The following is a 12,608-nucleotide window of genomic DNA, read 5'->3' as shown; positions in this document are numbered from 1 at the left end:
GCCTACCGCACGACCAGGACCGAGCATTTCGCCCGCCTGACGATGGTCGAGGCGTTGGAGCCGATGACATAGGCCAGGATGCCGGGCTCATGCGAGCCGATGACGATCAGGTCGGCGCCGCTGGCGTCGGCCTCGGCCAGCACCTCGCCATGAACGGAGCCGACCAGCACCTTGGCCGAGACCCGCTCAGGCGGCAGCGGGATGGCGGCGGCAATGGCTGCAAGCTTCGCCTCGGCATCGCTCTGCTGTTCGGAATCGAAGTCGGCCGGCACGAATTCCATATAGGTGATCGGCACGAGCGAGCGGACATAGACCAGCCTGACGGTGCCGCCGGATGCTTCGGCGAAGGCAACGGCCGCAGCGATCGCGGGATCGGCCAGATCGGCCTCGGCGAGATCGACAGGAACCAGAATCGATTTGTACATCGCATCCTCCTGGCTGTTGGCGTCGTGACGTCCTGCTTTCGCGAGAGCATCATATCATGATCCGCTGCGAACCACGCATGTGCATGGACGCCATGACGGAGCGGAATTGACGCTCCCACGCCTGGCCTTAAGAGTACCGCGGCACGCCAGCTGCAGCTTGGGAAGCCGGCAATGGCACCTCCAGCCGTCGCTCTTGCCAGGCTGTTCCTCTTTGCCAGGCTCTCCGATGATCGACGCCCCTTCCGCCCCGCGCGGCTTCAGGACGCTCCTGCAGTCCCCGACCGCCTTCCTGATGGTGCTGGCCTTCGTGAACTGGCTCGGCTTCGCCAGCTGGAACGCCCTGATCAATAATTTCTCCAAGGAAGCCGCCGGCTTCACCGGCCAGGATATCGGCATCCTGCAGTCGGTGCGCGAGATTCCGGGCTTCCTCGCCTTCACCGCCATCATCCTGTTCTGGATCATGCGCGAGCAGATGCTGGCCTATCTCAGCCTCGTGACGCTCGGCATCGGCATCGCCATCACCGGCTTCTATCCGACGCTGGGCGGGCTGCTGCTGACCACGACGGTGATGTCGCTCGGCTTCCACTATTACGAGACCTCGCAGCAATCGCTGCAGCTCCAGCTCCTGCCGAAAACGGAGGCGCCGCGGCTGCTCGGAAAGGTCGCGGGCGCGTCCGCGCTGGCGCAGCTCCTCGCCTTCGGATCGATCGCCGTGATCTGGCGGGTTTTCCAGCCGGGCTATGTCGTCGTCTTCATGGTGGCGGGCCTCGCCACGGCAACATTGGCGCTCGCGGTCTGGCTGCTGTTCCCGCGCTTTCACGGCACCGTTCCGCAGAACAAGGGCTTCGTGCTGCGCAAGCGCTACTGGCTCTACTACGCGCTGACCTTCATGTCGGGCGCACGCCGCCAGATCTTCATGGCGTTCGGCGGTTTCCTGCTGGTCGAGCGCTTCGGCTATGACGTCTCGGCCACGGCAACCCTGCTGCTGGCGACCTATGGCATCAACACCTTCATGGGGCCGATGCTCGGCAGGCTCGTCGGGCGGGTCGGCGAGCGCGCCACGATCCAGATGGAGAATGTCTCGCTGGTCGCGGTCTTCGTCGGCTATGCAATGGCGAGCCGCGGGCATTTCGCCGAACTGGGCTATATCGTCGCCGGCTCGCTCTTCGTCATCGACGGCATCTTCACCACGCTGATGCTGGCCCAGCGCACCTATTTCCAGAAGATCGCCGATCCCGCCGACATTGCGCCGACCTCGGCGGTCGCCTTCACGATCAACCACGTCGCGGCGGTCTTCCTGCCGGTGACCTTCGGGCTGATCTGGATCTACGATCCGGCAATCGTCTTTATCATCGGCGCAGGCGTCGCGAGCGTGTCGCTCTCGCTCGCCTTCCTCGTGCCGCGCCATCCAGCGCCGGGCAACGAGACCACGCTGACGCAGGCCGTTGCCGTCGCAGCGGAATGAACCGGGACGACGTCAGCCCTGCCGAGCCGGCGTCCGGACGATCAATCCGTCGAGATCATCCTTGACCCGGATCTGGCAGGACAGCCGCGAAGTCGGGCGCACGTCGAAGGCGAAATCGAGCATGTCTTCCTCCATCGACTCCGGGTGGCCCGTCTTGGCGGCCCAGGCTTCATCGACATAGACATGGCAGGTGGCGCAGGCGCAGGCGCCGCCGCATTCGGCCTCGATGCCGGGAATGCCGTTGCGCACGGCGACTTCCATCACGGTGGATCCGGTTTCGCCCTCGACGGTCCGGCTTTCCCCTTGAGCGTCGATGAAGGTGATCTTGGGCATCATGAACTCCGGCGGGCGAATGACGCGCTCCGCTTAGAGCATTTCCAATCGTCGAGGAAAGGACTTTTCCAGCGGGAGCGGAAAGGAACCGGAGCGTTTCGAGCGAAATGGGCACCGGCTCGCGGGAAGACAACGCATTAAACCAAAAATCCCGAGCGATTGAACGATCCAATCGGATCGCAAACGGCTCTGGCGCCGTTCAGGCCGCGCAGTCGAGCCGCGAGATCGCGGCGCGCGCCTCGGCGGCGGCCAGGGCCAGCGCGTCCATCGCGGTTTCGGTCCGGCGCGAATCCGGCTCGGCCAGATGCTGCTCGATGGCATCGGCCGCATCGGCGACCTGCCAGGCTCCGATGGCGCGGGCAGCGCCCTTCAGGGTATGGGCTGCGTCCATCCGGGTCTGAGCGTCGGCGCCGGCATGGATGGTGCGCAGATGGCGGACGCATTGCTGCGCGAAGAGGGCGAGAAGCTCGCGCTCCAGCGCATGATCGCCACCGGTCTGGCGGGCGAGATGAGCAAGATCGATGGCGGTCTGGGGCATTTCAGGCTCGAGGTGGTGACGTTCGGAGAGCGGCAGATGCGGCGGTTCTAGCCCTTAACAAGCGCCATCATGGTGAACGAGGCGTTAACGACGTTTGTGAATCAGCCACTCAAATGGGTTTCCATCACCAGGTGCGTCCACTACCCTTCACAACTGGTAAATGATGGGCGCAGTGTCCTTCCGTAGCGAGAGAGCCAGAGGCGGCTCTCAATCGCGGCGAAGGCACGAGCGGGCGCCTGTCGGCAGTGGCGTAGCGAGGCGGCAAGCATGACCCGGCAAAAAAAGCTCCAAGACCCGACCGAGGCCGCGATGTCGGCGATCGAGGAGGCGCTGCGGCTGGACCAGCCGAAAGACGCCGCCGAGACCGGCACGGCAGCCGAGCCCAAGCTGCCCATGACCGCCGATACCGATCTGAAGATCGAGCTTCCCCGCGTCGAAGCCGCCGCGCCCGTCCAGCCGCAGCAGGCCGCGCCTCCGCCGCCATCGACGCAGCGCCCGCTGATCGCGCCCGATACGAGCCGCGTCGCCAATGACGACCGGCGCGATTCGAGCTCGCTGGTCCAGGCCTTCTCCGCCCGCCCCTCCTTGCGTCCCTACTGGTTTGCTGCGCTCGCCTCGCTCGGCTGGCTCGGCGGCGCCTTCTTCCTGCTGGTCAGCCGCTACGGCACCCTCTCCAACGGCCTCTCCGAGCGTCTCACTACCTTTGGAATCGGCGAGTGGACGCTGCTCGCGCTTTTCGCCGGCGCGCCCGTGATCTTCTTCTTCGTCCTGGCGGCGCTCTACCGGCGCACCCAGGAGATGCGCCTCGTCTCGCGCGCCATGACCGAAGTCGCCCTGCGGCTGGCCGAGCCCGAGATCGTCGGCGCCGATTCCATCCTCTTGCTCAGCCAGACCATCCGCCGCGAAGTCGCCGCGATGGGTGACGGCATCGAGCGCGCCGTCGCGCGCGCCGGCGAGCTGGAGACGATCGTGCGCGGCGAGATCGCGACGCTGGAACGCGCCTATGCCGATAACGAGATCCGGCTGCGCTCGCTGATCGACGAACTCGTGACGCAGCGCGAAGCGGTCGTCGGCAATGCCGAGCGTGTGAAATTCGCCATCAGCGGCGCCCATGAGAGCCTGTCCAAGGACCTCGACAACGCCAGCCGCGTCATCGCCGAGGCCGTCACCCAGGCCGGCGACAGGGTCACCGGCTCGCTCGGCGAAAAGGGCGACCAGATCACGCTGGCGCTGGGACGCGCCGGCGAACGCATGGTCGACGAGATCAGCGGCCGCGGCAACGACCTCGTCGAGCGCCTGCAGATCACTTCCGGCGAGGTCAGCGAGCGGCTGGCGGGAGCCAGCGACAATCTGTCGACTCTGCTCGATGGCCGCGCCCAGGAGATCGCGACCTCGCTGGAGCGTACCGGCGCCATCCTCACCGAGGGCCTGACCACGGGCGCCAGGGACGTGACCCGCGCCATCAGCGAGACCGGCACGCAGGTCGTCGATTCGCTGGCCCAGCGCGCCGAGACCGTCAACGAGACGCTGCGCCTCACCGGCGAAGGCCTCGCCAAGGAAATCTCCACGCGCGGCGCCGATGTCGCCGAGCGTTTCGAAACCTCCAGCCGCGGCATGATCGCGCTGATCGAGGGCCAAAGCGAGGCGCTGGGCGCCAAGCTCGCGGAAACCGGCGAAACCCTGCGCGCCTCGCTCTCCGAGGAAGGCGAAAGCGTCACGACGCGTCTTGCCGAGGTCGGGCGCGGCGTCCATGGCCTGCTCAGCCGCCAGAACGAACATATCGCCTCGCGCCTGATCGAGATCGGCGAGAGCGTGAACAGCCTGATCGGCACCCAGGGCGAGACCTTGGTGACGCGCCTGAACGAGACGGCGCGGACGGTCGACGACGTGTTGCGCGAGCGCAGCGACGCCATCATCCTGCGCGTCGACGAGGCCGGCAAGTCGATCGGCGAGACCGTCAGCCGCCATGGCCAGGACCTGACCTCGCGCATCACCGAGGTCGGCGCCTCCGTCCACGGGCTCTTCACCGAACAGGGCGGCAGCCTGGTGACGCGCCTGGCGGAAACCGGCGAGACCGTCCACGCATTGCTCGACGGCCAGGCCGACAAGCTGGTCTCGCGCGTTTCGGGCGCCGGCAACGAGGCCGTCAAGCTGCTCGATGGCCATAGCGAAACCCTGGTCTCACGCGTCACCGGCGCGGGCCAGGAGGTGCATGGGCTGCTCGCGGCTCAAAGCGAGACGCTGGTCTCGCGCGTCACCGGCGCGGGCCAGGAGGTGCAGGGACTGCTCGCGGCTCAAAGCGAAACCCTGGTCTCGCGCGTCACCGGCGCAGGCCAGGAGGTGCAGGGACTGCTCGCGGCTCAAGGCGAAACCCTGGTCTCGCGCGTCACCGGCGCGGGCCAGGAGGTGCATGGGCTGCTCGCGGCTCAAAGCGAAGCCCTGGTCTCGCTTGTGTCCGGCGCGGGCAAGGATGTCGTCGCGCTAATGAACGAGCAGAGCAACGCTCTCGCCACGCGCGTCGCCAATGCCGGCAGCGAGACCGTCAGGCTGCTCGACAGCCGCAGCGAGGCGCTCGTCTCGCGCGTTTCCGGCGCGGGACAGGATGTCGACAGCCTCCTCGAGGCGCGCACCCAGTTCCTCGTCTCGCGGCTCGGACAGGCCACGCAGGAGATCGACGTCCTCGTCGGCAAGCATGGCGACGCGCTGGTCGAGCGCCTCGGCCAGGCGGGCGAGCAGCTTCACGGCCTGATCGGCACGCAGAGCGCCGCCCTGATCTCGGGTCTGTCGGAGACGGGCTCGCGCGTCAGCGCGCTGCTCGACGAGCAGGCCGGCGCGATGACCGTCAAGGTTTCGCAGGCCGGGCTCGAGATCAAGGACCTGCTCGGCAATGAGAGCCAGGCCCTCGTGATGCGCATCACCGATGTCGGCCGCTCCGTGCACGGCGTGCTGGCCGAACGCAGCAGCGCCCTGATCACCAGGCTCGGTGAGACCGGCGATTCCGTGAACCGCCAGCTCGACGAGCAGGCTGCGGCGCTGACCGAGCGGGTCAGGCAGGCGACCGAGGGCGCCCGTGCCGCGCTCGACGAGCAGCAGAGCGGCTTCCTCACCCGGCTGGGCGAGACCGGCGACCAGGTCGGCGCGCTCCTGGGCGAGCAGCGCGAGGCGATGGTCCGAGATCTCGTCTCGACCGGCCGCGAGGTCCACGGCCTGCTCGGCGAGCAGAGCGAGGATCTGGCCCGCCGCATGACGGACGCCACCCGCGTCCTGACCGAGACCATCAATGTCGATGGCCGCCATGTCGCCGAGCGCGTCACCGAGGCCACGCAGGCCCTGCGCGACACCTTCACCATCCATGCCGAGGATGCCCGGACCCTGCTCGCCGGCACCGGCCGCGAGATCGTGCTGGCGCTCACGCAGCAGGGCGGACGCGTCAACGAGGCACTCGCCGCCAACGCCGAATCGATGCTGCGCTCGGTCGAGAGCCGCTCGCAGGCGCTCAACGAGGCGCTCGCCGGCAAGCATGACGCGCTGATCAAGCTCTTCGACGTGCAGGGCCGCGAGATCACGGACGGTCTGGGCGCACGGCTCGCCGCCTTCGAGGATATCGTGCTCCACCAGGGTGGCGCGCTCGCCTCCAGGCTCGCCGACGATGCTCGCGGCTTCACCGACACCGTGACCACGCGCCTCGCCCAGGTCGAGCGCCTGCTCACCCAGGAGGGCCAGGCGCTCGCCGACAAGGTCGGGGCGCGCTCCAGCGAGGCGGCCGAGATCCTGGCCTCGCGGACGAACGAGGCCGCCCAGGCGATGGAGCTCCAGATCCGGGTCTTCGAGGAGCGCTCCAGCGCCAAGAGCGCCGAGATCGGGCAGTCGCTCGACGGGCTGATCGCGCGGATCGACGGCAATCTCGGTTCGCGGGCGACCGCGCTCAACGAGGCGCTGGTCGAGCGCACCGTCGATATCGCGCGCGTGCTTGCCGAGGGCGGCCGCGAGGTCACCCGCGCGCTCGCGGCCAAGGCTGACGAGATCGGCGAGGTCGTGACCTCCAAGAGCGAGTCGCTGACGCGCACGCTCAGCGACAAGGCCGATGCGATCAATGCGACGCTGGGCGGCCGCGCCCTGCAGATCGCCGATACGCTCGATCAGAGCGTGGCGCGCTTCGAGGAGCGGGTGGTCAACCGGCTCGACACCGTCTCTGGCACGCTCGACGTCCGCAGCCGCGAATTCGCCGACACGCTGCAGAGCAAGTCGGACGCAATCTCGGCTGCGCTCGGCACCCGCGCCGACGAATTGCGCATCATGTTCGACGAGACCGGCGGCGGCATGCTCGGCGCGCTGAGCCAGCGCGGCGAGGCCATCGCCGGCGAAGTCGCCAATGTCGGCCAGACCGTGGTGCGCGCCATCGAGAGCCGCGGCACCTCGATCATCGAGGGGCTGCGCGATCGCGGCGCCGAGATCACGAGCGCGCTCGACGCCTCGTCCAGCGGCCTGCGCGAGACGCTGGAATCCGGCACGCGCCAGTCGGTCGACACGCTCGTCAGCACCAATGAGCAACTGCGCGACGAACTCGGCGGCATGCTGGGACGCCTCGGCGAGGCCAACAAGCTGATGCAGCAGATCGTAACCGGCGCGAACAAGAACCTCGGCGCGATCGAAGGCGGCCTCTCCGCCCGCGTCGGCGAATTGCAGAGCGTCGTCGCCACGGTGATGGAGGAAACCGGGCGCGCTTCCGAGCAGGTCGCGGCCCAGGTTGCCGAGCTGAAGACCTTCTCCGAGGGCACGCTGCGGCAGACCACCGCGCTCGTCGGCCAGCTCGACGACAAGGGCGCCTCGCTGACCGAGGCGACGCAGGCGAGCGCAGCCGCGCTTCATGCCGTCGCGACACGGCTGGAACAGGTCGAGGCCCGCGTCGGCAAGGCCCTTTCCGATCGCAAGGACACGCTGGAGGAGCTGCACGGGCTGATCGCCACCCGCACCGACGACGTGGAATCGATCACGCGCTCCTTCGCCGCCCTGATCGACGATTCGCTGAGCTCGGCCGAAGCCCGTGCGCGCCAGATCGGCGGCGTGCTGAGCGACTCGGCCGAAGCCACGGCCGCCGCGCTGACGCAGCAATTCGAGCTGATCCGCGCCACGACCGGCAAGGAGCGCGAACGCACCGCCCATGCGCTGCGCTCGGCCTATGAGCAGGTCACCAACGAGGTCGGCGGCGAGCTCGCCAAGGTGACCGAACGCTTCCAGGGCGCGGCCCAGGACATGCGCTCCGTCACGGCCGACATCAAGCGCGAGCTGGAAGCGACGCGCGCCGAGCTCTCGCGCGGCGTGCTGGACCTGCCCCGCGAGACGCAGGAATCGACCGCCGCCATGCGCCGCGTCGTCTCCGAGCAGATCAAGGCGCTGAACGAGCTGACCGAGATCGTCACGAAATCGGGCCGGCGCAACGACGTCACCCTCCCCACGGACGCTCCAGCCCGTCGCGCGCCCGTGCAGACCGTGACCGCGCCGGCCTATACGACCGTGACGCAGGCGCGCCTGCCCGCGGTCAGCGAGCCACCGCAATTGCGGCCCTCCTTCGACGCGGCGCCCCAGCAGCCCGCCCGCAGCGAGGTGCGGGTCGAGGCCCCCAAGCCGACACCGGTGCCCCGCCCCGCCCCTGCCGAGGAGGCGCCGCGACGCAGCGCCGCGCCGCAGCCGGAGGTCCAGCCGCCGGCGAAGGCGGGCTGGCTCTCCGACCTGCTCAACCGCGCCTCGCGCGAGGAGCAACCGAGCGAGGCCAGCAAGCCGACGGCGCATTCGATCGAGAAGCTCGATTCGCTCTCCGTCGACATCGCCCGGATGATCGACCATGAAGCGGCCGTCGAATTGTGGGACCGCTACAAGCGCGGCGAGCGCAACGTCTTCACGCGCCGGCTCTACACGCTGCAGGGCCAGCAGACCTTCGACGAGATCCGGCGCAAGTACCGCCGCGACACCGAGTTCAAGGAGACGGTCGACCGCTATATCGACGAGTTCGAGCGCCTGCTCGGCGAGGCAGCCAAGGACGACCGCGACTCGATGGTGGCCAAGACCTACCTGACCTCCGAGACGGGCAAGGTCTACACCATGCTGGCCCATGCCAGCGGGCGCTTCGAAGCGAATTGAAGGCTGTAGATCTGATAAAAAGACCGCCCATCAGGGCGGTCTTTTCGTTTGAGCGCTGCATCGCGTTCGCTGCCAAACCGGCAGATTTGCAGGAGAGCGCCCCGTGTCAGTCGACCGCCGCAGCCTTCTGGCCCTGCCCCTCGCCTGGCTGACATTACGAGGCTCGCCGCTTGGCGCCGTGCCGCTGCCCCCTATCGATGATTGGCCCGGGGGCGAGTGGGATCGGACCCCGCCCGAGCAGGCGGGGTGGGATACCGACATCCTGGCCCGGGCCCGGACCTACTCACAGTCCATCGGCACGGCGAGCTTCATCGTCGTCCAGCATGGCCGCATCGTCGAGAGCTGGGGCGATATCGGCCGCCGGCTGCAATTATACTCGGTGCGCAAGAGCCTTCTGAGCGCCCTGATCGGCATTGCCGTGACGGAGGGCAAGATCGAGCTCGACGCCACGCTGGGCTCGCTCGGCATCGATGATGTGCCGCCCGCCCTCACCGAGGCCGAGAAACGGGCGACGGTTCGACAGTTGCTGCAGTCCCGGTCGGGCATCTATCGACCCGCCCTCGTCGAGATGCCGAGCCAGGTCGCGCGCCGGCCCGTTCGGGGAAGCCATCCACCAGGCGCGTTCTGGTACTACAACAACTGGGATTTCAACGCCCTCGGAACGATCTACGAACGCGCTGTCGGCGCGTCGATCTTCGAGATGTTCCAGCAACGCATCGGCAATCCCGTCGGTATGCAGGACTATCGGCCGCGCGACGGTCGCTACATCAGGGGCGAGGTTTCGCTGCATCCCGCCTACCCGTTCCATATGAGCGCGCGGGATCTGGCCCGGTTCGGCCTGCTCTATCTGCGTTCCGGGCGCTGGCGCGACAGGGCCCTGGTCCCGCCATCATGGGTCACCGAGAGCACGACGGCCTCATCGGAAACCTATCTGCGGTCCGGCTACGGCTATATGTGGTGGACCGGTTTCCCTGACCGGCGCGTCGCGATCATGAACCTGTCTCCCGGCGGCTTCTGGGCCGATGGAAATTATGGACAGTTCATCATCATCGACCCCGTGAACGACCTCGTCGTCGTCCACCAGACCGATGCGGCCACGGCCAAGGTCAATGAGCGGCAGATGGGCCATTTGATGTGGCTGCTTCTGACAGCAGCGCGCGCCCGCGATCCGGGATGCGACCCCAGCGCAACGCGCAGGTGACTCCCTGGCGCGCGGGGATCACCGCGCCCAGCGCACGATCTCGATCAGGACCTGCGACAGCGCCCGGTCGAGCGCCTGCGCGGCCGCGCCGCCATCGCCCGCAGCGCCCAGCACGCGGGCCGAGAACAGGCGCGCGCGCTGGACCTTGCCGGAGCGGTCGCCCACCAGCTTGGCCGTGATCTCGACGACGGCAGCCCCGCTCGCCGTGTCGATGTTGAAGCTGCGGATATCGGTGTTGAGCTGGGCGTCGGGTACGATGCGCCCGCCGGGGCGCGCGACGGAACCGAGGCGATTGCCGTTCTCGAAGGTCTGGATGAGGCGCGCCTGCACCAGTTTCGGCACGCTGTCGGCCCATTGCGCGCCGCCGAGGAAGGAGAGCGCGCCCGATGCGTCCTTGACGATGAGGCGGTCGGAATCCAGCGCCTGCACCGTGGTCGGCTCGGCCACGACGAGGAAGATGCGCGAGCCACCGATGCTGCCGAAATCGCGCGGCGCCGAAAGATCATAGGTCGTCGGCGCGGGTCCGCCGCCGCAGCCGGCGAGCATCAGCACGGCGGCGAGCAGCGTGGTCGGGGCGACTAGGCGCGCAGGCGGGATCGACATCGTCATGAGGCTAGCGCGACCCACCATATTGAGGAAGCGGCGGCTTGCCGCCGAAGATGAATTGCTGCGGATTGCGCTCGATATTGCGCAGCGTCCGGTTGAGATCGGTCAGCGTGCGCTTGCCGTCACTGGCGAGTGACTCGATGTCGCGCAGGCCGGGGCCGGTGAAGCGGCTGATGCCGGCGGTGATCTCGGCGGTGCGCTTGTCGAGATTATCGGCCAGGACGCGGATCGACCGCGCCGCCTCGCCGATATCAGTGAAGGCGCTCTTGCCGTCCGGCCCGGCGGCCGAGTTCAGGAAAGACTGCGCGGCCTTGAGCACGCCCTCGACCTGATCGGCCGCCTTGTTGAGCTTTTCGGTGATCGAGGCAACTTCCTTGACCGCCTTGCCGACATCCTCGCTTGAGCCGCCAAGCGCCGCGGTGAATTTGTCGACATTGTCGACGATGCTGGTGACCTTCTTCTGGTCGACCGAGCGCACGATCTGGGTGAGCTCCTCGCTCAGCGTGCCGAGCTTCTGGGCGAGCGGCGTGATCGTCTCGGCGATCTGGCCAAAGCTCTTCATCAGCTTGTCGACGCCATCGGCATTGTCGCCGAGCGCGGCCGAGAAGCGCTCGACATTCCTGACGGTGTTGCTGATCGAGCCGGCATTGTCCTTGACCAGCCCCTCGACGCTGCCGAGCACCTCGTCGGCGCGCTTGGCGATGGTGCGGACGGTCTCGAGGATGTCCTGGAATTCCGAGCGCTCGGCGATGATGGTCGGCAATTGCTGGCCGGGCTGCGCCTTCAGGACCGGCGAGTTCGGCTCGCCGCCGAGCAACTGGACAGCGACGACGCCGGCAAGGCCCTGCGCCTCGATGCGCGCACGGGTGTCGACGCGCAGCGGCGTCGTATTGTCGACCTGGATCACCGCATAGATGCGGCGCGGATCATCCGGCAGCAATTCGATTCGCGTCACCTCGCCGACCCGCAGGCCGTTGAAGAGCACGCTGGAGCCGCGCCCGAGTCCGGTCACGGTGCCGCTGAAAATGACGCGCACATCCTGCCGCCGGCCGGCGCCGCCGCTGTTGAACCAGTAGATGAAGCCGAATGCCGCGGCGAGGACCGCAAGCGTGAACAGCCCGACCAGCGCGTAATTTGCCCGCGATTCCATTGTCTAGCGCTTCATCCCTGCACACCAGCCGGCAGACGCGCCCTCGCCCGCTCACCACCAAAATAGGCCTTCACCCAAGGGTGATCCGACGCCAGCATGGTCGCAAGCGTGCCAACCGCAACGACCCGTTTGTCCGCAAGCGCCGCGATTCTGTCGCAGGCGGAATAGAGGCTGTCGAGATCGTGGGTTACCATGAAGACGGTCAGCCCCAAAGTCTGCTTCAGCGTCACGATCAGTTCGTCGAACTCGGCGGCGCCGATCGGATCGAGACCCGATGTCGGCTCGTCCAGGAAGACGATCTCCGGATCGAGCGCCAGCGCCCGCGCCAGTGCGGCGCGCTTGATCATGCCGCCGGAGAGCTCGGACGGCGTCTTGTCGGCGGCGTCAGGCTTCAGGCCGACGAGATCGAGCTTCACCATCGCCAGCTCGTCGAGCAAAGCCGGCGACAGCTTGAGATATTCGCGCATCGGCACCTGAATGTTCTGCTTGACGCTCAAGGCCGAGAACAAGGCGCCATGCTGGAACATCACGCCGAAGCGGCGCTCCAGCGCGCGGCGCTGCACCGGGTCGAGCCCGTCGACATCATCCCCCAGCACCTCGATCGTGCCGCGGGACTTGCGCACCAGTCCCAGGATGGTGCGCGTCAGCACCGATTTGCCCTGGCCCGACCCGCCGACGAAGCCCAGGATCTCGCCGCGCATCACGTCGAGGTCGAGACCGTCCATGATCACCTTGTCGCCGAAGGCGACCTT

9 protein-coding genes are annotated in these 12,608 nt (G+C 67.7%); 3 read left to right on the top strand and 6 right to left on the bottom strand.

Features of this window, described 5'->3' with window-relative positions; all coding sequences use genetic code 11:
* Positions 1-2: 2 nt before the first annotated feature.
* The gene (locus CYD53_RS20090; protein WP_103719861.1) at positions 3-425 is read right to left on the bottom strand and encodes a universal stress protein; all 423 of its coding nucleotides are present in this window, start codon (positions 423-425) and stop codon (positions 3-5) included.
* 226 nt (positions 426-651) lie between these two features.
* Between CYD53_RS20090 and CYD53_RS20085 the strand changes: the two genes are divergently transcribed.
* Positions 652-1,890, top strand: coding sequence for an MFS transporter (locus CYD53_RS20085; protein ID WP_210202387.1), 1,239 nt, complete (start codon positions 652-654; stop codon positions 1,888-1,890).
* A gap of 12 nt (positions 1,891-1,902) precedes the next feature.
* Here the strand turns inward: CYD53_RS20085 and CYD53_RS20080 are convergent, their stop codons facing one another.
* Together CYD53_RS20080 and CYD53_RS20075 are read right to left on the bottom strand one after the other, a co-directional pair.
* The gene (locus CYD53_RS20080; protein WP_103719953.1) at positions 1,903-2,223 is read right to left on the bottom strand and encodes a 2Fe-2S iron-sulfur cluster-binding protein; all 321 of its coding nucleotides are present in this window, start codon (positions 2,221-2,223) and stop codon (positions 1,903-1,905) included.
* Positions 2,224-2,422: 199 nt separating this feature from the next.
* Positions 2,423-2,761 (bottom strand): Hpt domain-containing protein, encoded by a 339-nt coding sequence (locus CYD53_RS20075; RefSeq protein ID WP_103719860.1) that lies wholly within the window; start codon positions 2,759-2,761, stop codon positions 2,423-2,425.
* Between the two features lie 267 nt (positions 2,762-3,028).
* On the opposite strand from CYD53_RS20075, the gene CYD53_RS20070 reads away from it, so the two are divergent.
* A complete protein-coding gene (locus CYD53_RS20070; RefSeq protein WP_103719859.1) occupies positions 3,029-8,899 on the top strand; it encodes an apolipoprotein A-IV repeat region-like domain-containing protein in 5,871 nt (1,956 codons plus the stop codon).
* A gap of 103 nt (positions 8,900-9,002) precedes the next feature.
* The gene (locus CYD53_RS20065; protein WP_210202386.1) at positions 9,003-10,100 is read left to right on the top strand and encodes a serine hydrolase domain-containing protein; all 1,098 of its coding nucleotides are present in this window, start codon (positions 9,003-9,005) and stop codon (positions 10,098-10,100) included.
* Positions 10,101-10,118: 18 nt separating this feature from the next.
* On the opposite strand, the gene CYD53_RS20060 is transcribed toward CYD53_RS20065, so the two are convergent.
* From CYD53_RS20060 to CYD53_RS20050, 3 genes are read right to left on the bottom strand one after another with little or no spacing between them, the layout of a single operon-like run.
* Positions 10,119-10,709: an ABC-type transport auxiliary lipoprotein family protein gene (locus CYD53_RS20060; RefSeq protein ID WP_103719857.1), complete on the bottom strand. Its 591-nt coding sequence runs from the start codon at positions 10,707-10,709 to the stop codon at positions 10,119-10,121.
* A gap of 4 nt (positions 10,710-10,713) precedes the next feature.
* The gene (locus tag CYD53_RS20055; protein ID WP_103719856.1) at positions 10,714-11,856 is read right to left on the bottom strand and encodes an MlaD family protein; all 1,143 of its coding nucleotides are present in this window, start codon (positions 11,854-11,856) and stop codon (positions 10,714-10,716) included.
* 11 nt (positions 11,857-11,867) lie between these two features.
* The gene (locus CYD53_RS20050; protein WP_245928354.1) at positions 11,868-12,581 is read right to left on the bottom strand and encodes an ABC transporter ATP-binding protein; all 714 of its coding nucleotides are present in this window, start codon (positions 12,579-12,581) and stop codon (positions 11,868-11,870) included.
* Between the last annotated feature and the right edge of the window lie 27 nt (positions 12,582-12,608).

It is taken from the genome of Allobosea psychrotolerans (assembly GCF_002917105.1).
GTDB lineage: Bacteria > Pseudomonadota > Alphaproteobacteria > Rhizobiales > Beijerinckiaceae > Allobosea > Allobosea psychrotolerans.
This window is presented reverse-complemented; position numbering and strand designations above follow the sequence as displayed.